We start from the raw sequence: 24,093 nt of genomic DNA on the forward strand, positions 1-24,093 counted from the left end.
AAGAAACTACCGCGGTGACGGCGCACAGCGCATGTAGGAGATCTTGCCTTGCGCGTCGAAGACAAAGAGGATCTGAACCGGTTTGCCTTCAAAGCTCAGATAGTCGAGCACCACGCCATCGTCGTGCGGTGTGATCTCTTCGAGCGCGAATGCGTCCGGCGAGACGTTCGCAAGCTTCGGCCCCCAATAGCCCGCCAGCTCGGAACGCCCGGTAATCCCGTTGCACGCACATTCGCACCGGCATTCGAGCGCGGCATTCTCTGCAAAAAAATCAAGAAGCGCATCGAGGTTCCGACTTCTGCAACAATCCAGCCAGTCGACTACAATGGCCATTTCGTCGAAATGATCAGCCAATCCACCCTCACCAATCCTCGCCCGTCCCTGCAAGGCCACCTAGACCGGGGGCGCTGAACATGACATGAATGCGGCGTAAATAATTCTTCACGTCAATCATTGAGCCGCGTGTAGCGGGTGGAACCAAGGCCGCCGCGTGCTGCGATCCGAAGCAGCGCGATCTGCGCTCCTGTCAATGGATCGCCGCGTACATGATCTTTTCCTCGGTTGCCTCCAGCGCAGAGAATTCCTCGACGACCTTGCCCTGCCGCGAGACCAGGATTCGATCCGACAGCGCCATGATCTCCGGCAGATAGGACGAGATCACGACCACCGCTTTGCCTTCGTCCGCGAGCTTGTTGATCAGCTCGTGGATCTCGACGATCGCGCCGACATCGACACCGCGCGTCGGCTCGTCGAAGATGATCAGCTCCGGATCCTGGATCAGCGATTTGGCGATGACGACCTTCTGCTGGTTGCCGCCGGAGAGCTCGACGACCTTAATGTCGTCGGCAGTGGCGCGGACCTTGAGGCGTTCGATCCAGGCCCGGCCTGCCGCATTGCTTTCGCGCCGCGACAGCCAGGCCCGTCCCGACGGAAACTTGGCGAGCAGGCCGAGATAGATGTTGCGCGCGATCGAGGCGGTTTCGAAGAAGCCCTCGACCTTGCGATCCTCCGTCACATAGGCGATCCCGGCCTTCACCGCGGGCGCCGGCACACGGTAGCGCACCGGTCTGTCGTTGAGCAGGATCTCGCCGCCGTGGAAGAAGTCACGCTTCATGACGCCCGAGACGATCTTGAAGGTCTCGGTCCTGCCGGCGCCGACCAGGCCGAACACGCCGGTGATCTGGCCTGAAAACACTGAGAGCGAGTTGTTCTTGACCATCGGCGCCATCTTCAGGTTCTGCACCGTCAGCACGCGCCGGCCTGCGCTGCGCACCTTGTCCTTGCGAACGCCGTAGAGCGTGTTGGAGAGGTCGCGTCCGACCATCGCCTGGACGATGCGCGTGCGATCGAACCTGGACGCATCGTCCGTGACGACATGCTTGCCGTCGCGGAGCACGGTGATGCGGTCGGCCAGCAGCAGCGCCTCTTCGAGCGCATGCGAGATGAAGATGATCGAGACGCCGCGTCTCTTCAGGTCGCGCACCAGATCGAAAAAATACTTCTTCTCCTCCGGCGTCAGCGTCGCGGTGGGCTCGTCGAAGATGATAACCTTCGCCTTGTGCAGGACGGCGCGAGCGATCTCCACCATCTGCTTCTTGGCCGCGCCGAGCCCGCTGACGGTCGCGGTGGGCGTCACATCGAAGTTGAGCGACTGCAGGAACTGCTGGGCGGCGATGTAGATGCCGCGCAGACGGTTGTAGAACTTCTCCTGGCCCAAGAACAGATTCTGCGCCACGGTCATGGTGGGCACCAGGCTGTTCTCCTGGAACACCATCGCGATGCCGAGCTGCCGCGCCTCCAGCGGCGTGTTGGGCGCCACCGCGACGCCGTCGATGGTCATCGCGCCGGACGTCAGTGATACAACGCCCGCCATCACTTTGGTCAGCGTCGACTTGCCGGCGCCATTCTCGCCGACCAGCGCGTGGATCTCGCCGCGCCGCAGCTCGAAATCGACACCATCGATCGCCGGCACGCCGGCATAGAGCTTGGTCGCCTTCGCCAGCGACAGGATGATCTCGCTCATGCGCCGATCCCTTCATCCAGGCTCGCGAGCGGCAGCTTGAGGATGCGTCCCGGTCCCTTGGCGATCATGACGAGGTCGCCGCCAAGCTCGACGGCAGCGACGATGCCGTGATTGACGCCGTCAGCGCGGCTGTGCAGCGAATAGCGCGGCGATCCGTCCGCGCCGAGGCGGATGACGAGGCCGTAAGACCGCGGCGGCGCCCATGGCTTCATGATGCCCATCGTCTTGATATGCGCGCCCTGCAGCGGCTCCTTGAACGAATGGCCGGAGCTGAGCCGCGGCACCACCCAATAATCCGGCTCGATCTCCGCGATCATGCGGCGGCGGAAGGCCGGCTCGCGCAGCACGAATTCGACGAGCTGCGTGCGGGCGATGAACGCGGTGAGCCAGAACCCGCCGCCGCTCGCAGCTGCAAGCCGCGAGGGATAGACGGGCAGGCGGCCGAGCACGATCTTCCGCGCGCCATCAGGCGCAATCGCGACCAGGCGATGCCGCCAGCTCTCGCTGACGAGCACGTCGCTGCCGCTTGCGACAGCGCCGAAGGCATAGTGGAGTCCGCTCGCCAGCTGTTTGACCAGGCCGGTCTTTGGATCGAGCCGGAAGACCCGGCCGGTGTCGCCGAGCTCCATCAGGTCGCGAGCCCAATCGCGAACGCCGCGCAGTGTCGACCCGTCGGTGGTGATCAAGGCACCATCAGGTGCGGGCGCGAGGGCGTTGATGGCGTGAAGATCACCCGTAAACACCGACGACGGCGCCTTGGCTGCAATATCGTCATAGACGTGGACCTCCGTTCCGCCGAGCGCCACCGCCAGCCGTCCGGCCGGGAGTACGGCGAGTGCGGAGATTGGCCGCTCGAACGAACGAACCACCGTCGGCGACGATCCGGTCATGCGCAGCAGCCGGTTTCCATCGGCGACGAGCAGCGATTGGCCGTCGACGGCGAGATCCTCCGGTGCGTCGCACGCCAGCAGGATCTCCGCCGTCTCGATCAGCTGGTTTGGCTTCAGCGCGCCATCGAACGACGGCACCGTAATGGCCGCATCGCCCCGGCCGAGAAAGCGGTTGGCGAACTCGCTGACAGCGGCGATCACGACGGTTTCCTCCAACGCTTGTCGTAATGAACGAAATCGGGATCGGCATTCTCCAGCTTGTATCTGCCGATTCTGTTATTGGCGATGCCGCCCAGATAGAGATAGCCGCGGTGCTCGCGCATCGACGTGATCATCGGATGATTGACGCCCTTGAGGTCCCAGAAGGATTCCAGGATCTTGCCTTGCTCGTTGAACTTGACCACGCAGCCGGTGTTGATGTTCGGAAACAGCCATTCGTCGACCGGCACCCGCTTGGCCATGCGCCGGCGGAAGCCGGGCATCTTCCAGGCGAGATCGAGCGAGGGGCTGCGCATGCCGACCAGCGCCAGCCAATAGTTGCCGTCGGAGGCAAGATTGATGTTGTCGGGATAGCCGGGCAGGTTGTCCATCACGACCGCGACGGCGCCCTTCTTCGGCCCAGCGAACCAGTAGCGCTTGATCGAGCAGCCGAAGGTCTCCGCGAACAGGATCGACTGCCCGTCGCTTGCGACGGCGACGCCGTTCGGAAATTTCAGCCCGCGCAGCGCCGTATGCGTCGCGCCGGTCTTGGTGTCGTAGCAGATGATGCGACCATTGCCGCGGGCTTCCAGCCCGTCGACCGGCCATTCGTCCATCTCGTAGCGGACGGTTGCCTCGGAGAAGAAAATCAGCCCGTCATCGGTGATGTCGAGATCATCGGCGAGCCGCAGGCGGCTATCGTCGTTCACCGAATACAGGCTGCGATTGGTCTCGTCCGTGGCCTTCTGCACGATGCCCTCGGGCGTGATGCGATAGAGGCCCATGCCGCCGATGCAGACGTAGAGATTGTCCTGCCGGTCGAACGCCATGCCGAGGGGCTGGCCGCCGATATGGGCGAACACCTCCATCCGCTCGTAGTCGGGCGGGAAGAATCTGATGATGTCGCCGTGGCGCGAGCCCGCATAGAGCACGTCGTTGCGATCGAGGATGACGTCCTCCGGGGCTTCGATGCGGCCAAGCCCGATCAGCGACACGTCGCGCAGCTTGTCGTTCTGCTCGAATGGTCCGCCCTTGCCGATCTCGGTCGGAGGCGGTGGCGGCAGCGCGTGATAGGTCGGCGCGACATAGACCTTGCTGATGATGCGGGTGCGATTCTTCTGCCAGCGGATGTCGACCATCGCGGCACCCAAGAGGATGCTGGCGAGCGCCATGCGGTTGACGCCGCCGCGCGCATTCATCGCCGTCAGGCCGTTGGTCACCAGAAGCACGATCAGCACGCCGACCAGTGATTTGACCACCGAGCCTTTGCCGCCGCCGAGCGTGATTCCGCCAAGGACGGTCGCGGTCAACACGATCACCTCGAGGCCGACCCCAATGTCGCCGCCGACCGTGCCGAGGCGTGCGGCAAAGAACAGCGCGCCGATGCTGGTCAGCACGCCGCTCGCGACATAGCACAGCGCAATCGTTCGCCGCACCGGGATGCCGGAGTTGTAGGCCGAGCGACGCGACCCGCCGATCGCCGTAATGTGCCAGCCGGGGCGCAGCCGCGTCAGGAAGACGTGCCCGAAGATGGCGACCGCGATGTAGACCAGCGCCACGCTGGGAACGCCGAGCACGTCGCCGCCGCCGATGAAATTCCATGCGGGGATGTCGGGGAAGGCCGACGCGATGGCGTTCGAATAGCGCTGGATCAGGAGATCGAACGCGGAGCGGTAGATGATCAGCGTGATCAGCGTGGTGATGAAGGCGCGAAGCCTGAGATATCCGATCAGGATGCCGTTCACGGCGCCGAGCATGGCGCCGACGAGCATGGTTGCGACGATCACGGCGGGAACGGGCCAATCCAGCACGTCGAGCAGATAGAGTGCGCAGAAATCGGTAAGCGCGAACATCGAGCCGACCGACAGATCGATGCCGCCGACGATCACGACGAGCCCCATGCCGAGGCCGATGAAGCCGATCTCGCCGGCCTGCCGCGCGGTATCGGCAAGGCTGGACGGCGACAGGAAATGCTCGAGCGACCGGCTGAGGCTGAAACCGACGATCAAGAGCAGGATCACCGGAATGGCGGTTTCTGTCCATCGCTTGGACAGGATCTCGCCAAGGAGATGGTCCGGCCAGTAGCGATATCGTAGCCTCGTCAGTGTCTCGTGCATCTGCCTTCCGTGGGTCTTTCCTGATTCCATGCACCATGGCGCGCGCTCCGCCGGAGGGCGGAACGCGCTTTGACGAGGCGGACTACTTCTTCAGATCGGAGAGGTTCCAGCACGCCGTCTGGGTATCGGCGTTCTCCTTGGTGATCGGAATGAGCGTCGTGTATTCCGAGCCCTTGACCGAGCCGGGCTTGGCGCCCGACGACAGCAGCCACTTGATCGTGCCGGCCATTTGCGCGGCCTGCGTCGGCACGTCGTAACTCATGTCGAGATCGAACGAGCCGTTCTTCACCAGCTCGCACGCGCCCTTGCGTTCGCCGCCGCCGGATGTCGCCAGAAACACCTTGCCCGTGAGCCCGGCTTCCTTGATGGCGGCCGCGGTGCCGATATCCATGCCGTCCCAGAAGCCGACGATGCCGCAGAGATCGGGATTCTGCTTCAGTACCGTCTGCGTGATCGCCTTGGCCTTGGCCGCGTCCCAGTCGGCCGCCTGGCTGGAGACGACCTTGATCTCTGGATGCTTGGCGAGCACGTTCTCGACACCCTTCAGGGTGTAGGCGCTGGCGGCGGCGGACAACGCGCCCTGGATCACCGCGATCTTGTTCGATTTGCCCTCGCAGGCCTTCACCACGCCTTCGGTCTGGCGTTCGCCGATCTCGATCCAGTTCGCGCCGACGAAGGCCGAGCTGCGATAGGCCGAGCCCATGTTGATCTGAATGACGTAGATGCCTTCGTTCTCGGCGCGCTGCAGCAGCTTGGCATAGGTCTGGACGTCGGGATTGTGAATCACCATCACGGCCGGCTTCTCTGATATCAGCGAGGTGACGGCCTGCGCGCCGGCATTGGTGTTCCAGTTGGGGTCGCGGATCTCGAACTTGACGCCATAGGGCTCGAGCTCCTTCTTCAGGCCGGCGTACCAGCCTTCCGTGAGATCGAAGTTCATCGCGACCGGCACATAAGCCACCGTCTTGCCGGCCAGCGCCTCGCGGAAGGATTTCTGGAACGGCTCATCGAGCCCTTGCTGGGCGAGCACCGGCGCCGCGCTAGCCGCGAGCGTCAAGCCGGCTATGGTCCAAAGTGCAAATTGATGAGCGCGCAGCATTGTTTCCTCCTTCGATGTTTTGGCTGTCTAGATGTCGCCTTGCTGGGCGGTTTCTTCGTTTCTTGGATTCAGGAAGGTATCGGTGATGACGGCGATCAGCAGCACGACGCCCTTGATCAGGTTCTGGCCGGCATAGGGAATGTCGAGGATGGTCATGCCGTTGAGCATTGTTCCGATCAGCAGGGTGCCGATGATGACGTTCACCACGCCGCCGCGGCCGCCGGACAGGCCGATGCCGCCGAGCACCACGACCAGGATGACGTCGTAGATCAAGGTCGAATTGAAGATGCGGGTCGGCATCGAGTTGACGGATGCGGCCAGCACGAGGCCGGCAAAGCAGCCGATCAACGCGGCCAGCACATATTGCAGCACCATGATCGGCCGCGAGGGGATGCCGGTGACGCGCGCGGCGAACGGATTGTCGCCGACGGCGTAGATATAGGCGCCCCAGCGGGTCCGGCGCAGCAGCACGAACACCACGACGCAGGCGATCGCGAACATCACGATCGAGGTGGGAATGCCAAGGATGCTGCCTTGTCCCAGCCGCTCGAACCCCGCCATGCCCTCGCTCCACTGCACGACATCGAGCTGAAACAGCGCGGCCTGGCCGAGCCCGGCGACGAACAGGCCGGTGGCCAGCGTCGCGAACAGCGGCGGCACTTCAGCGTAGGCAATGAGCCAGCCGTTGACGACGCCGAGCGCGATCGACAGCAGGCCGGCCGCGAGCAGTGAGGCGGTGAGCGAGTGTCCGTTCTGGACCATCTGCAGCACGAGGCCGCCGGGGACCGCGAGCGCCGCGATCAGCGACAGGTCGATGCCGCGGCCGATCACCACGATCGCCATGGCAAGGCCAAGGATGCCGAGCACGGCCACGTTCTGCAGCAGCGTCAGCATATTCTCGGCGGTGAGGAAGCCGTTCAGGAAGATCGCAAATGACAGAAACAGCGCCGCGAAGACGACGAACACGATCTCCTGCTGGCTGAGCCGAATGCGCTTCATGGTTTGGCCTCATCGTTTCCGGCTGGTGCCGGCGCTTGCGGCGACGCGCTCTCGATCCGATAGGTTTGCGGCAGCGCGGACAGGCTCGCGGCGAGCTGGTCCAGCAGCGCCGTGTCGCTGGCGCCGATGGAGATGCGGACCACCGTGTTCAGCCTGTCGTCCTTGTCGACTTGGATTTCTGCAGGGACGGCCGCGCCGAAGATGCGATCGATCTCGGTCCTCACCTTCTCCTGAACGGCGAGGTCGCGCAGCGCCGGCTTGAAGATCTTGCCAACGGCGGTGACCGGCAGCGCATCCAGCACCACGACGCGCTTCGGTCGCGCCGGCGGCTCGTTGACGTTGAGCTCGAGATGCTCGCTCAGTTGCGCGACATCGATGGTCTGGTTGGGCGAGGGCACGACGAACAGAATCGGCACCTCGCCGGCATAGGCGTCGGGCATGCCGACGGCCGAACTGATTTGCACGCCCGGAAATGCGTTTGCGACGTCTTCGATCGCAGCGGGATCGATGTTGTGCCCGCTGCGGACGATCAGATCCTTTTCGCGGCCGGTGAGGACCAGCCGCTGGTCCTCGGTGAGATAGCCAATGTCGCCGGTGATGATCCAATGATCGTCAGTGAGGACGCCGCGATTGTGCGCGGGATCGAGATAGCCGGGAAACACCTGCGGACCCTTGACCAGCACCAGGCCGCTGGTGAGCGGCGGGCAGTCCTTGGTCATGTCCGCATTGCCGATCGCCACGATCCTGGTCCTGGCAAACGGCGCCCGGAAGCCGACGCTGCCTTGCAGTGGCTCGCCGTGCCCCGGATTGAAGGCGATCGCGGCGGCGGTTTCCGTCATGCCGTAAGTTTCGAACAGCCGGATCCCGGTCCGCGCCTGGAAGCGCTCGCTCACCGCCTTCGGCAGCACAGCGCCGCCGGTCAACGCCATCCTGACCGTGCTGAGATCGCAGTCCTCGATCGGCACCTCGGCAAGCGCGGCGATCGAGGTCGGCACGCCGCTGACCATGGTTGCTCGGAAGCGCGCGACGGTGTGCCAGTAGTCGCGAATGGCTTCCGGGCTTCGGAGACCATAGGGCGAGGGGATGATCACATGACCGCCGGCGGCGAGGATCGACAGGCCGGCGGTCATGGTACCGCCGACGTGAAACAGCGGAAAGCCATTCAAGGCGACGTCGTGCTCGTCCAGCCCATGAACCTGCGCAAAACTCCAGGCGGCATGGATCTGATTGCCGTGAGTCAGGCGGACGAGCTTCGGGCGCCCGGTCGTGCCTCCGGTGTGAAACAGCGCGCACACCGCGCGCCGATCGTCGGGCGGCTCGAAAGCGAGCGTGTCGTGCTGGCCTGCGATCGCCTCGTCGAAGCGCACCATGCGACCGCTGAGACGGCTGCTCTCGCCGACGACAAGGACATGCTGCAGTGTCTTGGCCCGGGCCGCGACGCAGCTCGCCTTGCGCCAGATCGCCGGATCGGCCGCTTCCGATGGAATGACCAGCACCGTTGCATTCTGCGCCTCAAGCAGGTCGACGATGGTGTCTTCGCTCAGCAGATAGTTGATCGAGCTTGCGACACCTGCGGCCTGTGCGCCGAGCAGCGCCGGAAAGATCTGCGGCAGGCTCGGGCAGAGCACCGCAACGGTCGGACCATCAGGCGTGATCCCACATGATCTGAATAAGTTCGCCGCGCGGGATATTTCCGCCAGCAACTGCCGATGCGTGAGGCCGGCCTCGCAGGACTCATGAGGATTGAGAACCGTCAGCGCGGGCCTGTCCGGATGCAACGCCGCCGTGGCCTCGAACAGATGAAAGAGATTGCGGGACGGCACGAGGAAATCATAGGGAAGTTGCTCCAGCGCCTCGATGTCGGCAATGGACGTGACGGGGCGCGTGAATCGTGTGGTGATAGGTGAGGCCTGGCCGAAAACCATCGCTGCTATCCCGGGGGAAGCAGCCGTTCGCGAACACCGGTGCGATGCCGGCGCGTGCGAATGCGTCCTCCCGTTTTCCGCTGTCCATAGCTCGCCGTCCCGAAAAGCGCTTGCCCGGGAGCGCAAAGCTTTTGCGTCTGCGCGCAAAGTTCGCTTGCGCAGCGACGATGGGCATCTAAGATTTGCACGCTTGGCAGTTTGTGCGGCGCGCAAGCGTCTCGCACTTGCAACAAGGACGGTCGATGGATCTGGTATTCACGACGGACGAGCTGGAGCCGTCCAAGCGCTACGCCGCTTGGCAGGGCGCCATTTGCGACGTCTATGTCCACGTCGACGTCAACGCCGAACAGCCGTCGGACTACGAAGGCTTCATCCGTGAAGCGCGGCTCGGCCCTGTGACAATGACGGACGTGCTGCTCTCTGAGCAGCGGATCACGCGCCGCGAGCGGCACATCGCCAAGCTCGACAAGGACTGCTACTATGTAGAGTTCATGCAGCAGGGGCAGGTCAACATCCTGCAGGCGGGCCGGACGCTGCTGTCCAATCCGCGCGTCGGCGCGATCTTCTCGGCGAGCGAAGCCTATGATTTGGAATGCATAGGCAAAGTGCGCTCGCTCTATCTGGAGATTCCGCGCAAGGAATTCGCAGCACGCTTCAGCGACAGCAGGCTCCCCGTTGCCCTGACCATTCCCACCGGACGCGGTCTTGGCCGCATTGCCGCTGAATTCTGTGCCTCGGTTGCAGCCGAGGGATCAGCGCTCGACGAGACTGTCAGGTCTCGGCTTGGCACCGAGCTGATGGACGTCCTGGCGCTCGCGCTCGATATGGGCGACAAGGACGAGCTGTCGGAGGACACCACCGCGCAGAAGGTTCGTCTGCGTTCGGTCAAGGCCTGGATCGAGGCGCATCTCACCGATCCCGATCTTTCGCTGGAGAAGATCGCCAGGAGCAACGGCGTCTCGCTCAGGCATCTGCATTATCTGTTTCGGCTCACCGATGTATCCGTTTCCGAGTGGATCCTGGATCGCCGCCTGCAGCGCTGCTATGACGTGCTGACGCGGCCGGAGCTGCGGTCCTTGTCCGTCACCGAGGTCGCCTATCAGCTCGGCTTCAGCAGCTCGTCGCACTTCAGCACGGTGTTCCGCAGGAAGTTCGGGCATAGCCCGTCGGAGCTGCGCAGGCGGTAGCTCGATTCGCCGCGCGGGCCGTCATGCCGCCTCTCGGCGCTTTGCCACGGAGGCGGCAGTGTCGGTCGCGGCATGCACGGTGAATGCGTTGCGCCCAAGCGCCTTCGCGGCATAGAGCGCCGCATCGGCCTTCTCGACAAGCTGCGCGGAGTCTGCATCCCGTCGCGCCGGATTGCACGATGCAATCCCTGCACTGACGGTGACGATGCCGTGGGCGCTGCCCTCATGCGGAATGGCACGCGCACGAACAGCAAGCATCAGGTCGGTCACGATCTGAATGGCTCCCGCAACATCCGTCTCCGGCAAGATGATCGCGATTTCCTCACCGCCATAGCGCGCAGCCAGGTCGCTCGGCCGGCGCAGCACGCTCTGTACCGTAGCGCTGATCGTGCGCAGGCACGTATCGCCGGCTGGATGGCCATACCGGTCGTTGAAGCTCTTGAAGAGATCGATGTCCACCATGATCAGGGAGAGCGGCAGCCTGCTGCGGGCGGCACGCTTGAATTCGCGTTCGAGCGTCTCGTTGAAGCAGCGACGGTTTGCGAGCTCGGTCAGTCCGTCCCGCAGCGCATGCAGCTGCGTCGCGCGATTGGCGCGGTCCACACGGTAGCCCAGCACGGCAATGAGGACCAGGACGCAGAGCATGATCGCGCTATCGACGATCAACTGACCGCGCCATTCGCGCAAGACGATCGCGCTGTCCTGCGCGACCACCGCAACCATCGGATAGCGCGAGAGATGATTGTACGATCCGACCCGGCGGACACCGTCGTCAGGTGACACATATTCTGTCGCGTCAGTGGGCAGCGTCAGCAGCGCGGTAAGCTCGCTGCTGCCAAAGGAAGCGGGGCTGCTCGCTAATAGCGTCCCGTTGTCCATCACCAGGTTGATCGAGGCGCCGGACCGGTCCTGCACGGACTCGAACAGCTTGCGAAAGAAGTCCATCGAAACGCTGGTCACCACGACCCCGGCGAAGCGGCCGTCCGGAGCATTGACCCGGCGGGAAACCGTGACGTTGATCGAGCCGTCGACCTTGCTCCTGACCGGCACTCCAATGAACACCTCCCTCGTATCGTGCGTGCTCAGGAAGCGGAAATAGTCGCGCTCGCTGTAGTTCTTACCTACGGGATGCGGAAGCAACGATTTGACGATCGCATTGCCGTCCTCGTCGATCAGACCCATCTCGTGAATCGCCGGTAATGCCGCGGCGAGCGACGTCATCAGCCCGTAGAGGCGCTGCAGGCTGTCGGGGCCGAACCCTTCCGCCTCGACCCGTTGCACCAAGGTGGACACGACGCTGTCGGCTGTCTTGAGCGTCATGTCGACCTGGTGCGAGAGCGACTCGGCAAGGCTCGCGGTGACGATCTTGGCGCCGCGCAGGTTCGCATCGCGCACATGCCACATCTGCCATGCCTCGGTCCCCAGCAGGGCGGCAGAAAGAAACAGCGCAAACACGATGGTCCAGCTCAGCCAGGACGACCGGAGGGCAGGCGACCGAGAGCTGGCCGCACGAGGACAATTTACCGTTGGTTCGACGTGCATGAACTCCACTCTAAGTGGGTGGAGATCAAGGCTCGATTAATGGATGCCGGGTGGATTGTCCGGTCGTCTTAACCGGACATTCATTGCGCTGGCCGTTTGGCCGAGAGCAGAGCTCGAAAGCTGAACGTGAGGGCGGCCGCGCGCATCTTATGGCGGCGCGTCCTCAATGATGACGATTGCCCTCGATCTCAGTTCGAAGCGAGCGACGCGACGTTGGGGGTCTCGGGATCGAAGCCGAACACGCCCACGAGATATTTGTAGTACTCGGGCATCTGCTCTTTCAGCTTCGCGCGCGTATTAGGTTCGTGGACGGAGTCCTTGCCTGCGAGGAAGATGCTCGCGGTCACCGCAAAGAATTCCTGCTTGTTCTTTAGCGCGTAGGCATCCTTGCCGAAAGAGCCGGTACGCTTCGCCTCGCTGTAATAGGCGGCGATGCCCAGATTGTCGTAGCCGCGCGGCATCAGCTTGGCGTGGTAGGCGTGCAGAAACTCGTGGAGGATGACCGGATCCTTCTCATACCGCAGCATGCTCGGGTGCAGCATGATCACGCCAATTCCGGTGTCGGCGGCAAGCGCCACCACGTCCGGATTGGTCCATTGATGCTTCGCCTCGTCCCAGGTGGTCACACCCAATCCGTCGCGCACCGGCGCCAGATTGCCGTAACAGGCGGACGCCGCGCCTTGCTCGAGGCATGCCATCTCGCTCGCGACGATCGGAACGGTGTGAAAGAACTGCAGCACCCTGGGGCTGAATCCCACGCTTTCCACCACATCCAGCTGGCGGCGAAGCGCGTCGGCGATCGCGCCGTCGTCCTTGCGTCCGGCATTCTCGGTGAGATTGAACCGATAGCCGCGATATTCGTCGAGTGCGGTCGGCGTGGCCCGCGGCGCGTCGCCTTCGGGTGCAGGCACCGAAATCGTGCGCGGCCCTGCGAGCGCGGGGACCATGCCGACCGCGATCAAGAGGACAGCCGAGATCAATGGTGCTTTGCTCATAACCTGATTCCCCCGATGTCGCGATCACGCGCGAATGCTGCTCCAGCTTCCCGCGCGTTGCGCACCATAGGTGATACAGTTTTCGCCGCGGTTAATCGGCGGCGAAAGCGCATATCGGCCGCCTTAAGCCGCGATTAACCATGCGTCTCTGTGCCGCTCTCTTGAGGACTTGCCGAATCGTGGTCTGGCCTGCGATCGTCTGAGGTCTTGTGCCGATCTGCTTCGTTCGGGGCGACCGCTACCGCACCAAATCGAACAGCCTGCGGCAGTCCGCCGGCAGCCGCCGCTCGCTAAGATTGGTCACGCAGAGCAGCAGTCCTCGCTTGCCGGACGGCTGCATGTACCACGGCGACAGCGGAGCAGGCGCCAGACCGAATTGGATGGCCTGCGAGGCAATGTTCACGTCTGACACGGACGTCGGCAGCGTGATCACTACGGCGAGGCCGGCGGCTGCTTGTACCTTTGGCGAGGCCAATTCCGACTCCCGCAGGCAATCAAGCAGAATCTCTCGACGGTCGGCGTACAGCTGTTTCATGCGGCGCAGGTGCCGAAGATAGTGCCCGTCCCGCAGGAATTCCGCTACGGCGCGCTGCACGGCCGCAGCTGGCGCCGGCGTCAGGCAAGCGGCGAGCTCAGCGAACCGAGCGCTCAGTTCCGGAGGCACGACCATGAAGCCCAGCCGCAGTGCCGGGCTGATCGTCTTGCTGAAGCTGCCGATGTGGATCACCCGTCCCCCATGATCGAGAGAAGCGAGAGCCGGAGCCGCCCGTCCGTTCAACTGCAGTTCACTGAGGTAGTCGTCCTCGATGATCCAGGCGCCGCACCGCCGCGCCCAGGCAAGCAGGGCAAGCCGCCGCGGCAGCGACATCGTCATCCCGAGCGGGGCCTGTTGGCCTGGCGTCACGATGGCCAGCCTCGCGTCGGCCGCGGTCCGGACACCAGCTGCGACATCCAGCCCTTCGGCATCGACCGGGACGGCCGTCACTGACATGCCGGCCAGACGGAGCGCGGTGCGGGTGAGTGGAAAACCGGGATCCTCGATCCAGGCCGCTGTCCTTCCGAGCGCAAGCCCATGGATCGCAAGACCGAGCGCACCGGAGAATCCGCCGGTGATGAGCACCTGAGAGGGACTGCAACGAATGCCGCGAGCGAGCCCCAGATACGCCGCGACCTCTTTTCGCAGCTCCGGGTCGCCTCGCGGATCTGGATACGTCACCGGTGCCAAGGCGGCCCGCCGAGTCTGTCCGGTCAGAATGCGCGACCACAGCTTGAAAGGAAAAGCGTCTTGAGAGGGCACGCCCATCTGAAACGCGAGCGGTGCGCTTCCGAACTCATAGAAGAGGTCCGGAAGGGGGATCGCCTCCGGCGACGAGTCGGGTGTTGAAGATTGGAACTGGCGCTCGGCCACGCGGGTTCCTGCCGGCCCGAGACCGACGACGAATTGCTCCACGATGAGACGTTCGTAGGCGACGCGTACGGTGCCGCGGGAGACACCGAGCTGAGCAGCCAAATCGCGCCAGGAAGGCAACCGCGCACCCGGGGCGAGCCGCCCATTCTCGATGCCCTCTCGGATGGACTGGTAGATCTGGGAAGCCAGCGGGGTCTTTCTGGCACGGTCGAGCTGGATGGGAAGGGCGGCCATCCTGCGATGGTACAGCCAGAATTGGCGCTCTTGGTACTGTTTTGTGGCGGGCCTTGAATGCACCTATTCGTCGAAAGCAGCGACCCGAGCGATCGCGGAATGCAATTTCAAGGTCGCTGCGACGGACATAGGAGTTTCGACAATGGTTGACGTCTTATCTGGCATCAGGATTCCCGACAGCAAGATCGCGCGCGAAGCGGCCGAGCTCGTTCGGCAATATGAAAATGAGATGTTGTATAACCATTCCGTCCGGGTTTTTGTGTTCGGCGCGATGAAAGGTATTCGGCAAAATCTCAAATTCGATTCTGAACTGCTTTATGTCGCTGCGCTGTTTCACGACTTGGGGCTTGTCGACCATTATCATACGGACACGAAGCGGTTCGAAGTCGACGGCGCCGACGCCGCGCGTGAATTTCTCCGAAGCCGCGGCATCCCCGAGCCCAAGGCGGATCTGGTCTGGGAAGCCATCGCCTTACATACCACGCCCGGCATCCCGCAATATATGCGTCCCGAAATAGCGCTCACGAATGCCGGTGTTCTGGTTGATGTCGTCGGCATTGGATATGATGAGTACACGCCTGAGCAGCGCGAGGCGGTCATCGCCGCCTATCCGCGCGGCGATTTCAAGAAAGAGTTCATCAAGATTCAGGCCTGCTCGGCGCTGAGGAAACCGCAGACGACATACGGCACGGTCAATGTCGACTATATCGAGGATTGTGACCCCACCTTCCACAGGCCGAACGCATGCACGCGCATCCGCAACACACCATGGCCTAGCTGAGCAGTGATTTGAGACTCGTCGCCGGCAATTTCGAAGCCGGCGATGCTCATGCCACGCGGAGGCTACTTGCAGATAGCCTCCAGGTCGAGAACGATCTTCCCTTTCGGCTGGGGCTTTCGGCCCTCCAACATCAGATGCGCATCTCGTGCATCCCTGAGAGGGAGGACGGCGCCGACGCGGGTCTTCAGCTCGCCGCGGTCGATGAGTTCGGCGATCGTGCGTAGCCGCTGCGAGGTCACGTCCACCAGGAAGAAGGCTGCGGTGACCCCGTGATCCCTAGCGCGCTGCTGATCAGGCTGCGACACCGCGGAGATCAGCTTGCCGCCCGGGCGAAGAACCTGAAAGGAGCGCGCCTGGGTCTCGCCGCCGACGAGATCGAGGACGGCGTCGGCATCCTTCACCGCGTCCTCGAAACGCTGCGTGTGATAGTCCAAGACCTTGTCAGCCCCGAGCGACCTCACATATTCGATGTCTTTCGCCCCGGCGGTCGCAATTGAACGCAGGCCGGCGCGATACGCGAGCTGAACCGCGTAGGCCCCGACATTACCTGCCGCTCCGTGAATGACGACCGTTTGGCCGGCCTCGAGGCGAGCATGCTCGAACAGGCCTTGCCACGCGGTGACCGCGACGACGGGAACGGACGCCGCCTCGGTATAGCTGAGCGAGCTCGGCTTCTTTGCGAGCATGCCGGCAGAGGCGACGGCATACTCCGCATAGGCACCGACGAACTGGGGGTTGGTGACACCGAACACCTCGTCGCCGACAGCCATGTCGGAGACACCGGATCCCACCGCGGCGACCGTACCCGAGAGATCGGAGCCGAGCGTCAGAGGGAGCGGCTGCGGCAGCGCACTTTTGCCGGCTCTGATCCAGCCGTCCCAAGGACCGACTCCTGCCGCGTGGACATGGACAAGAACTTCGCCCGCCCCCGGCTCTGGCCGAGGAATCCTTTCCAAGATCATTGCTTCCGGCGGTCCAAACGCGTGGACTCGCCACGCCCACATGGGGCGATCAGAACTTTGCGAGACATTGCCGGCTGGGGTCATCTGTCGTCCTCGATGCTCTTATTCGACGGGCATGGTTAGCGGCTTGTCGTCGCTATCGACGACGAACACCGCGAGCAGCTTTGCCGGCTCGGTCTTGCTCGCATTGCGGCTGACGGGATGGCAAGCGCCGGGCGCCTCGTAGAAGCTTTCGCCGGCGCGATAGACGCGTTTGGGTCCGTCATTCACCTGCGACTCGATCTCTCCCGATAGAACGTAGCCGAAGATGAACGCTGACTTGGCGTGGGTATGCGAAGGCGACGCTCCGCCCGGCGCATAGTCGACCACGACGGCGATCATCGACTTGCCGGGAACGTTGGGAAGCGCCTGCTCGAAACGCGGCGTGACCGTTTCGCCAGCCCCGTGGGCCGCGGGAGGCATTGCGGCGGCAATGGCGATGGCAGCGCAGGCCTTGCCGATCATGGATTGCATTTTCATGGTGCCTTTCTCCCCTTGTCGTTGGGTAGGTGCTGCTGCTCTGGCCCGCAAAAAAGCACCAAGAACGCACAAAGTTTGTGTACCAAGCGATGCGGACCGGTTCGGCGGGGTCCGGATCGGCTCAGGCTGGCTCGGTCGGGGCAATCTGCCTGATGCGTCGCGGGAGGAAAATAAATGTGAGTTCTCCGAACGCCGCGCAGAATGGCCCGTTGAATGGGTGTTCCAATGAAGGAGAACACCCATGAGGAGTCTAGCAACAGGGTTTTTGCTAGTCGCATCTGCGTGTGCACTTGCGGTCATCCAAGCCAGCTGGACGCCCGTCCAAGCCCAATCCGCGCCAGTTGAGGCCGGGCAAACGCCTCAACAGGCCGATCAATCCCGTGAGCAGGATCGCAGCCGCGCCGAAGACGTTAGAATCGGGCGCGATTGGAAGGCTCAAGAAGGTGAGTCCAGCCATGCGGGGGCCGCTCCGGTCGACAAGGATCACGAGACCGTCGGCCGCGATTGGCGCGCGCATCCCGACAAGCAGGATCACTAGCTAATGAGGCAGGCTCGGTAACGTCTGGCGGCGTGTGGCGTGCTGCTCGGATGAAGACAGCGGAAAGCCGAAGGTCAGGCCCGCGCGGATCTCGTTCACCGGGCGCCCGTTCGTCAGCGCGTGACGTATGGCGACGTCGAAACTCAGGTCGTCGCTGACCCGGTAGATCAGGCCGACCAGGCCCGAAAACGTTTGCGCCGTTCCGAACTCGTTTTCATAGAAGATCTCGGCGACGGGGCGAACCGTCCATGTCGACGGTCCCTCGACGATGGCACTCAGGAAGAGGTCGCCGTGATGTTCTCTGGTGAGCGCCGCATCCGCATTGAGATGCATCGTTCCCCAGTCCCAACGCTGCGACACGATACCGGCCAGACTGACGCCAAAGCCGGAATTGCCGGTGCTGTCCGGTGCCAGCACTCCGAATTCCGTCGCGATGCTTGGACCGGTCTTGTCCTGCAGGCTGCCGGGCACGAGCACGTGCTTGAGGAACGCCCCCGCCGCCGTGAGGCTTGTGGGTCCCGGCGGCGAGAGCGAGGTCTGCCCTTGCCCCTCAAAAACGGCTTCCCATTCGTCGCTTAGGCCGTAATTGATAACCGTCGCCGGCGCCAGGAGCTTGGTTCCGGCGTCATCGCGCACACCGCCTGCCGGCTGCAATTCGATCTCCATCTCTCCCTTCTTCGCAACCGCGGCATCAGTGCCATCGAAGGGGCGATAGGCCCACGTCGGGAAGGGCCAGGCGAGCAGGCCGAGCGCAACAACGGCGACAGCTGGCTTTGATAATTCTCGGCAAAGTCGGTAGTTGGACAGCATGTGCACCTCCCGACCATGGATCCTTCTCACGGCGATGGTTTGAATACCCAGATCGCTGCCGGTCCGGCGACGCTCGCGCGGACGGCGACGAGCAGGCGATTCACTCCCGGCACGAACAAAGACGTGCGCGCGCCCGTTGCGGTCGGGATGCGGGCCACATGGCCGTAGCCATTGTCGGTTGTCTCGAAGACGTCGATAAATCCTGCTCCGCAGCTGAGGTAAACCCGCTCGCGCTTGCCGTCGACGAAGAGGTCGTCGACGTCACCGCAGGTCTCGATCTTCGCAATGGACTTGCCGTCAGCCATGGAGAAGACGGCCAGCTTTGGCGGGTTGCGGAACGCCACGAGAAGCCGGTTTTTCTGCCGGTCGAGGGCCATGGCAAAGTTGCCGGCCTCGTTCAATTTCCACGTGGCAAGCGCGTTGCCAGACGTCCCGTCCAACACGACGATCGCATGCACCTCCGGCAGGTTGACGAAGAGTCGTGTCCCGCTCGCATCGATCTGGAAGCTTTCGGGGTGTGACTTCAGCGGCAGCGTGTTGACCTTGTTGCGGGTCGATGGATCAATCACCGCCAGCGCTCCATCGCCGTAGCCGATGACGACATGACCTGACGCAGGATCGATCCGAACGTTATCGGCATCGCTGCCAAGCTCGATACGACCCGTCGGCTCGTAGGCATTGCCGTCAAACAATCTGACCGAGCCATCGCGCGCATTGGCGACATAGAGCGTGTCTGTCGAGGGCTCGTAGCCGACACCTTGGGGCTCGTTCAGACCATATATGGTGTGGATGACGCTTCCACCGGCAAGATCGACCACACCGACGCTGTCATTTCCAAGCTCGGCGACGAACAGCCGCTGTCTCTTCAGATCCACCGCCAAATGATCGATCCGGCCGCGCACATCGCCCAGCGGGATCTTGGTTTCGAACTGCAGGGCTCTTTCGTCGGCCGCGTGAGCCATGTTTTGGAAAGCGGCCATCATCCACAAGCCCGCCAGCAGTGCAGTTACAATCCAGCGCGGACGCGACATTGCTGTTGCCCTTCTTTCGTCGCCCTCACTTGGCGCGGGAGCGTCTTGCGATCATCCCTCCCTCTGCCGGCAGCAAAGCATGTGTAGCGTCGGCATCTCATTGCTGTTCTTTGATTTGGCCGCTGCTGTCGACGACGAGCCTCACCGGCTTGCCGTTCTTCACCGCCTTGGCGGTCGTGCCTTCGGCCGTCGATTTGATGTCGCTGACTTGCGAATAGCCGGCCGCCTGGAGCTTGGCAACGAGCTCCTCCTGGGTCAGGGCATGGGCGGGTGACAGTCCCGCCGCGATCGCGAGCAAAATGGCTGCCTGGTAGATCGGGCGTGTTCGCATGTTCGTCCTCCTCGTCATGGCTCGGCGATGCGCATCTCGATACGCGTCGGCGTGCTCGCGGTCCCGATCAAGCGGGACAGTCTGTCGAACGGATTGGATGGATATGATGATGACATGCTGCGCCCTTGGTGAGTGAGGACGCGATACTTGGGCATGTCGCCTCGCGGGGAGATCGCACATCCCCGTGCCCAAATAAAAAACCCAGAGCCTGGAGCTGTCAACCTGCCTGCCCGCGGGACATCCAACGAAATGGCCGACGACCGGAGCGAACGCTCCTTGGAACCTGCCACCATTGCACCAGCGGCCGGGCGTCCGGGGGCGATCTCCCTTGGCTCGGCATTCCGCATGTCGGCCTTGGTCGTGGCGTCTTGAAATGTCCGGATGATCTCACATAGACTGTCTCTGCGGGGATCTGCAGACTCCCCGTGAGACCTCGGTCCAAGCTCTGCGCAGCACGCAACACGTGGAGCTTGCGCATGGACTCCGACCGGCAGCCACTTCTCCGATATTCCCTAGCCATTCTGTCGCGAGGCGACGCGGCCGCGCGTCGAGATGCGACGCCGCAAAACAGCCGCTTCGTCCGTGTCTACGAAGCACTCGCCGCCATTGGCATCGAAGCATGTCCAGCCATCTACGACGAAAGCTTCGCCGACGCCGTGCGCGAGCAATTGCTCGCGGTCAACGGCGTGCTCGTCTGGGTCGACCCGATCCATCAAGGCAAGACGCGTGCAGAGCTCGATCTCCTGCTGCGTGACGTTGCTGCGCAAGGGCCCTGGGTGAGCGCGCACCCGGACGTCATCCTGAAGATGGGTGTCAAGGACGTGCTCTACCGAACGCGCCACCTGGGCTGGGGAACCGACACGCACCGTTATGACACGGCTGCGGCCTTCCGGGCAGAGTTTCCGGCACGGCTGATGACAAGCGGCCCCCGCGTGCTCAAGCAAAATCGCGGCAACGGAGGTCAGGGGGTCTGGAAGGTGGAGGCGCTATCGAAGGCGGAAGCCATCGTCCGCGTTCTCCATGCGCAGCGCGGCAGCCTTCCCGAGGACCTGCCGCTTGAGGCCTTCTTCGCGCGATGCGAACCGTATTTCGGATGGGGCGGCTGCATCATCGATCAGCCGTTCCAGTCCCGCCTGCCCGAGGGGATGATCCGCTGCTACATGAGCGGCTCCAAGGTCGCGGGCTTCGGACACCAATTGATCAAGGCCTTGATCCCTCCGCCGCCGGAAGGACCGGCCTCGCCTGAGGCGCAACCGGGCCCGCGGATCATGCACGGACCGGATGCGCCACCATTCCAGAGGCTGCGGCGGCTGATGGAGGATGAATGGACACCGCGAATGATGGAGACGCTGGCCATCGATGAACCGTCGCTACCGGTCATCTGGGACGCCGATTTCCTCTACGGACCACGCGACGCGGCTGGTGCCGACACCTACGTGCTTTGCGAGATCAATGCGAGCTCGTGCTTTGCGATCCCCGAACAAGCTCCGGCGGCCATCGCGCGGACGGTCGCCGACCGACTTGCCGGCGCCAGCCGTTAGGTATTCCAAGAAGGACAGCATGCCGCGCCATGCCAGCCGATGGCCGCGGCCGCTCGCCTGGACCCGCTATCGCCGACCGCCTGGCGTTTCGTCCCGCGAAACGAAGCTCGTTTCTCCGCTGTTATCCTGTGAAAAATGGTATTCCTGCAGAGTGGGAAACCCTTTTTGATGTCCGATTGGCAGCGGCGATGTCCTCGTCCGACGGTACAAACGAACCCAGCGATGCAGCCCGCCGGCGGCGGAGAAGGAGCAATTCCTTATTGCTCGTCTTGGCTGTGGGATTTTTTGTTTTTTGCGCCGCCGCGGGCGCCTTGTACTATGCGTTGCGGCCAGTCACGCTCCGCATTGCCGTCGGTCCGGCGGGAAGCGACGATCACAAGGTGGTTCAGGCGATGGCCGCGGCCTTTGCCGGTGAAAGCAGGACGGTCAGGCTGTCTCCGATCACGACGGACGGAGCCGGCGAAGCGCTCGCTTTGCTCGGGTTTGGCAAAGCTGACCTTGCGGTCGCTCGCGGCGATCTGGAGATGCCGGCCGACGCGCAGACCGTCGCCGTCATGCGCCAGAACTTCGTTGTGCTGTGGTCGCCTGCCGGACTTGCGGGCAAAAGCTCCAAGAGAAAGCCCGCGGCGAAGATCAAGGAGATCGCCGATCTTGCCGGGCACAAGGTCGGGATCATCGGCCGGACGCCGGCGAATGCTGCGTTGCTGCGCATCATCCTGAGCGCCGCCGGCGCCGCGGCGGACAAGGTCGCGGTGACGCAATTCGGCACTGACCAGATCGAGGAGCTGGCGCGCGACCCGACCGTCGATGCATTCATGGCGACCGGTCCGCTCGACAGCAAGATCACCGCTGACGCCATCGCCGCGACCGCCCGGGCGCGAGGCGAGCCGAAGTTTCTCGCGATCGAAGCATCGGAAGCGATCGCCCTGAAGCATCCGCAGTACGAATCCGAGGAGATTCCACCGAGCGTCTTCAATGCAGACCCGGCCTGGCCCGACGACAAGCTCGAGACGGTCAGCGTCAGCCACCTCATCGTGGCGCGAAAGGCGTTGTCTGAAACGACGGTGGCAGCATTTTTCCGGGAGCTATTCGCGCTCCGCCAGGCGATTGCGAGGCAGGTGCCTGGCGCTGCCCATATCACCAAGCCCGACACCGACAAAGAGACCGGGCTGCCGATCCATCGGGGAGCGGCAGCCGTCATCGACGGCACCGAACGCACCTTCCTCGATAGGTACGGCGATTACTTCTGGTTTGCTCTCCTGCTCGTCTCCGGCATCGGATCGGCTGGCGCCTGGTTGCGCCACTATTTGAACAGGGACGAAAGGGAGGAAAATACCAGTCATCGCAACAGAATCCTGGCCATGGTCTCCAGGGTGCGCACCGCGGAATCGAACCAGGACCTGCTGGTGATGCAGCGCGAGGTCGACGCCATCATCGGCGAAACGCTGGAATGCTACGACGACGGCGCGATCGAGGAAGAGGAATTGGCGGCCTTTGGCTTGGTGCTCGAGCTGTTCAATCATGCCGTCGCCGAAAGCCGCGCGGCATTGCAGGCCGGCACTCTCGAACCGGCCCGCGGCACAGCGCAGCCGAACGTCCTGACGAGGAGGTAGGCTGCCGATTGTTGCCGGTAGGGGCCGACTGCCAGGCATGAACCGGCCCTCATCGACGCCGGCCGCCAATTGCGTATCCGTCCCTCCGAAAGCGGAGTAGAGTGCCCCAGGGGTCACAGCCAAGGAGCGACAACATGACCCTAGAAATCCCTGAGGTCCTTCCCGCCGGTGACAGCCGGCAAATCTTCGCGATCTTGGGCAACGCGGTGCCGCCGCGAGATCCCGATGATGACGAAGAGGACGAGGACGAAGAGCAGGATGACGAGGATAGCCGGGCCGACGAGCCGCCGGTCGTGCGCGAGCCGGACGAAGACTAAGCCGGATGCTTTGGGACGGCATGACGCGGCAAGAATGGCCTGAGCTTGGAAGGGCGTGATCCGCGCCATCTGCGGCGCTTGGCCTGTGCGGTGCCTGCCAAGGCTGTTCAAATCGCGGGAGCAGCAGACAGAAATCGAATAAGTCACGGTTCTCAGCGGAGCAACCTCTCAGCGTTCACGGGTGCAGGAGGCGAGCATGACCCTGATATGGCTTGGTGTGCTCCTTGTTTTCGGCGGCGTGCTCCAGATGGCGTTTCAGCCGATCTGGCAAGGCCGATTGAGCGGTGGAAGACGGCTTCGCTCCGGGCGTGACACGCTCGAGCCGACACGACCGGGTAGCGGCTTCGATATCAGATCGAGTTGGCCTGGACTTGTGATGCTCGCACTTGGCAGCGCTTTCCTGCTGGCCGGAGCTGTCATCTGAGTTGAGACGAATGTCTACCGCCGCACGAACACGGATAATTCGAATTCGATCTGCCGTGCTCGTGGGGCCCTCAGATCTCGCAGTCGGCTGAATTCAAAGCCTTGCGTAAGCCGCCAAAGGCCGCGAGCCGACAGGGCTCCGTATCGCTGGCGGCCTTTGAAGGCTGCGAAATGGCGGTCCGCCTGACAACACTTGCCTTCGGCTCCGACTTGGGACGTGCAACGGTCGTGACCTTCTTGGGAGTGTGCCGATGGCGGGCGATCGGCTTCGGAGGCTCCAAAGAACCGAGACCGATGTTTTCAGAAGCGATTCGGATGTCTTCCGGCCGAGCAACGCCTTCGTCCTTCCTAACAGCCTGTTCTGGCGCCTTGCTGCTCATAGCTGCAACATCAAGGCGATCAGCCTTCGCCAACGCGTCATGTGAATCGGAGATGTCGTCAGTCGGCTCGTTAACTGGCTGGATGATCGCTGCTGTACTGCGCGCTGGAGTTCTGAGCTCCATTGCGGACAAGACGCCTACACCCAATAGGATGAGAAAGCCCGGCAACACCATTCTTAGCATGATGCACCTCTATCCCGAGTTTGTGCCGGCTAAAATTCTCCGGCCCA

The 24,093-nt window shown here is 63.2% G+C and carries 22 protein-coding genes; 6 read left to right on the top strand and 16 right to left on the bottom strand.

The window, feature by feature from the left end:
* Positions 1–6 precede the first annotated feature (6 nt).
* The 7 genes from P6U24_RS06855 to P6U24_RS06885 form a co-directional block, all read right to left on the bottom strand.
* Positions 7–354: a nuclear transport factor 2 family protein gene (locus P6U24_RS06855; RefSeq protein WP_407158400.1), complete on the bottom strand. Its 348-nt coding sequence runs from the start codon at positions 352–354 to the stop codon at positions 7–9.
* 172 nt (positions 355–526) lie between these two features.
* Positions 527–2,023 carry a sugar ABC transporter ATP-binding protein gene (locus P6U24_RS06860; protein WP_407158401.1) on the bottom strand — a complete coding sequence of 499 codons (1,497 nt, stop codon included), beginning with the start codon at positions 2,021–2,023 and terminating at the stop codon, positions 527–529.
* The gene (locus tag P6U24_RS06865) at positions 2,020–3,114 is read right to left on the bottom strand and encodes an SMP-30/gluconolactonase/LRE family protein (protein ID WP_407158402.1); all 1,095 of its coding nucleotides are present in this window, start codon (positions 3,112–3,114) and stop codon (positions 2,020–2,022) included. The genes P6U24_RS06860 and P6U24_RS06865 overlap by 4 nt, the downstream gene beginning before the upstream one ends.
* The gene (locus P6U24_RS06870) at positions 3,111–5,228 is read right to left on the bottom strand and encodes an ABC transporter permease (RefSeq protein WP_407158403.1); all 2,118 of its coding nucleotides are present in this window, start codon (positions 5,226–5,228) and stop codon (positions 3,111–3,113) included. Before P6U24_RS06870 ends, P6U24_RS06865 begins: the two co-directional genes overlap by 4 nt.
* An 82-nt stretch (positions 5,229–5,310) precedes the next feature.
* Positions 5,311–6,327 carry a sugar ABC transporter substrate-binding protein gene (locus P6U24_RS06875; protein WP_407158404.1) on the bottom strand — a complete coding sequence of 339 codons (1,017 nt, stop codon included), beginning with the start codon at positions 6,325–6,327 and terminating at the stop codon, positions 5,311–5,313.
* 27 nt (positions 6,328–6,354) lie between these two features.
* On the bottom strand, positions 6,355–7,326 hold the full coding sequence (locus tag P6U24_RS06880; protein WP_407158405.1) for an ABC transporter permease: 972 nt from the start codon (positions 7,324–7,326) through the stop codon (positions 6,355–6,357).
* The gene (locus P6U24_RS06885; protein ID WP_407158406.1) at positions 7,323–9,251 is read right to left on the bottom strand and encodes an AMP-binding protein; all 1,929 of its coding nucleotides are present in this window, start codon (positions 9,249–9,251) and stop codon (positions 7,323–7,325) included. The genes P6U24_RS06880 and P6U24_RS06885 overlap by 4 nt, the downstream gene beginning before the upstream one ends.
* Before the next feature lie 242 nt (positions 9,252–9,493).
* On the opposite strand from P6U24_RS06885, the gene P6U24_RS06890 reads away from it, so the two are divergent.
* Positions 9,494–10,438, top strand: a complete 945-nt coding sequence (locus P6U24_RS06890; RefSeq protein ID WP_407158407.1) for a helix-turn-helix domain-containing protein — start codon at positions 9,494–9,496, stop codon at positions 10,436–10,438.
* A 21-nt stretch (positions 10,439–10,459) separates the two neighbouring features.
* Here P6U24_RS06890 and P6U24_RS06895 read toward each other — a convergent pair whose 3' ends face one another.
* The 3 genes from P6U24_RS06895 to P6U24_RS06905 all read right to left on the bottom strand — a co-directional run bounded on the left by P6U24_RS06895 (position 10,460) and on the right by P6U24_RS06905 (position 14,617).
* On the bottom strand, positions 10,460–11,893 hold the full coding sequence (locus P6U24_RS06895) for a diguanylate cyclase (protein WP_407158408.1): 1,434 nt from the start codon (positions 11,891–11,893) through the stop codon (positions 10,460–10,462).
* Positions 11,894–12,168: 275 nt separating this feature from the next.
* Complete coding sequence (locus tag P6U24_RS06900; RefSeq protein WP_407158409.1) at positions 12,169–12,975, bottom strand: hypothetical protein; 807 nt, start codon at positions 12,973–12,975, stop codon at positions 12,169–12,171.
* Positions 12,976–13,213: 238 nt separating this feature from the next.
* Positions 13,214–14,617 carry a PLP-dependent aminotransferase family protein gene (locus P6U24_RS06905; protein ID WP_407158410.1) on the bottom strand — a complete coding sequence of 468 codons (1,404 nt, stop codon included), beginning with the start codon at positions 14,615–14,617 and terminating at the stop codon, positions 13,214–13,216.
* Positions 14,618–14,759: 142 nt separating this feature from the next.
* Between P6U24_RS06905 and P6U24_RS06910 the strand changes: the two genes are divergently transcribed.
* On the top strand, positions 14,760–15,398 hold the full coding sequence (locus P6U24_RS06910) for an HD domain-containing protein (RefSeq protein WP_407158411.1): 639 nt from the start codon (positions 14,760–14,762) through the stop codon (positions 15,396–15,398).
* A 62-nt stretch (positions 15,399–15,460) separates the two neighbouring features.
* Here P6U24_RS06910 and P6U24_RS06915 read toward each other — a convergent pair whose 3' ends face one another.
* The 5 genes from P6U24_RS06915 to P6U24_RS06935 all read right to left on the bottom strand — a co-directional run bounded on the left by P6U24_RS06915 (position 15,461) and on the right by P6U24_RS06935 (position 19,589).
* Complete coding sequence (locus P6U24_RS06915) at positions 15,461–16,402, bottom strand: NADP-dependent oxidoreductase (RefSeq protein WP_407160807.1); 942 nt, start codon at positions 16,400–16,402, stop codon at positions 15,461–15,463.
* 60 nt (positions 16,403–16,462) lie between these two features.
* Positions 16,463–16,879: a cupin domain-containing protein gene (locus P6U24_RS06920; RefSeq protein ID WP_407158412.1), complete on the bottom strand. Its 417-nt coding sequence runs from the start codon at positions 16,877–16,879 to the stop codon at positions 16,463–16,465.
* Positions 16,880–17,417: 538 nt separating this feature from the next.
* Positions 17,418–18,227 carry a hypothetical protein gene (locus P6U24_RS06925; RefSeq protein WP_407158413.1) on the bottom strand — a complete coding sequence of 270 codons (810 nt, stop codon included), beginning with the start codon at positions 18,225–18,227 and terminating at the stop codon, positions 17,418–17,420.
* 26 nt (positions 18,228–18,253) lie between these two features.
* On the bottom strand, positions 18,254–19,258 hold the full coding sequence (locus tag P6U24_RS06930) for a YncE family protein (RefSeq protein WP_407158414.1): 1,005 nt from the start codon (positions 19,256–19,258) through the stop codon (positions 18,254–18,256).
* A gap of 97 nt (positions 19,259–19,355) precedes the next feature.
* Complete coding sequence (locus P6U24_RS06935; protein ID WP_407158415.1) at positions 19,356–19,589, bottom strand: PepSY domain-containing protein; 234 nt, start codon at positions 19,587–19,589, stop codon at positions 19,356–19,358.
* A gap of 476 nt (positions 19,590–20,065) precedes the next feature.
* Here P6U24_RS06935 and P6U24_RS06940 point away from each other — a divergent pair, with 476 nt between their 5' ends.
* The 4 genes from P6U24_RS06940 (at position 20,066) to P6U24_RS06955 (ending at position 23,484) form a co-directional block, all read left to right on the top strand.
* The gene (locus tag P6U24_RS06940; RefSeq protein WP_407158416.1) at positions 20,066–21,130 is read left to right on the top strand and encodes a Cj0069 family protein; all 1,065 of its coding nucleotides are present in this window, start codon (positions 20,066–20,068) and stop codon (positions 21,128–21,130) included.
* Between the two features lie 188 nt (positions 21,131–21,318).
* Complete coding sequence (locus P6U24_RS06945) at positions 21,319–22,743, top strand: TAXI family TRAP transporter solute-binding subunit (RefSeq protein ID WP_407160808.1); 1,425 nt, start codon at positions 21,319–21,321, stop codon at positions 22,741–22,743.
* A 134-nt stretch (positions 22,744–22,877) separates the two neighbouring features.
* Entirely contained in the window at positions 22,878–23,060 is a 183-nt protein-coding gene (locus P6U24_RS06950; protein ID WP_407158417.1) for a hypothetical protein, read from the top strand.
* A gap of 196 nt (positions 23,061–23,256) precedes the next feature.
* The gene (locus tag P6U24_RS06955; RefSeq protein ID WP_407158418.1) at positions 23,257–23,484 is read left to right on the top strand and encodes a hypothetical protein; all 228 of its coding nucleotides are present in this window, start codon (positions 23,257–23,259) and stop codon (positions 23,482–23,484) included.
* A gap of 70 nt (positions 23,485–23,554) precedes the next feature.
* On the opposite strand, the gene P6U24_RS06960 is transcribed toward P6U24_RS06955, so the two are convergent.
* Positions 23,555–24,046, bottom strand: a complete 492-nt coding sequence (locus tag P6U24_RS06960) for a hypothetical protein (protein WP_407158419.1) — start codon at positions 24,044–24,046, stop codon at positions 23,555–23,557.
* Between the last annotated feature and the right edge of the window lie 47 nt (positions 24,047–24,093).

Origin of the sequence: Bradyrhizobium sp. STM 3557, assembly GCF_045571465.1 — a bacterium.
Classification (GTDB): Bacteria; Pseudomonadota; Alphaproteobacteria; order Rhizobiales; family Xanthobacteraceae; genus Bradyrhizobium.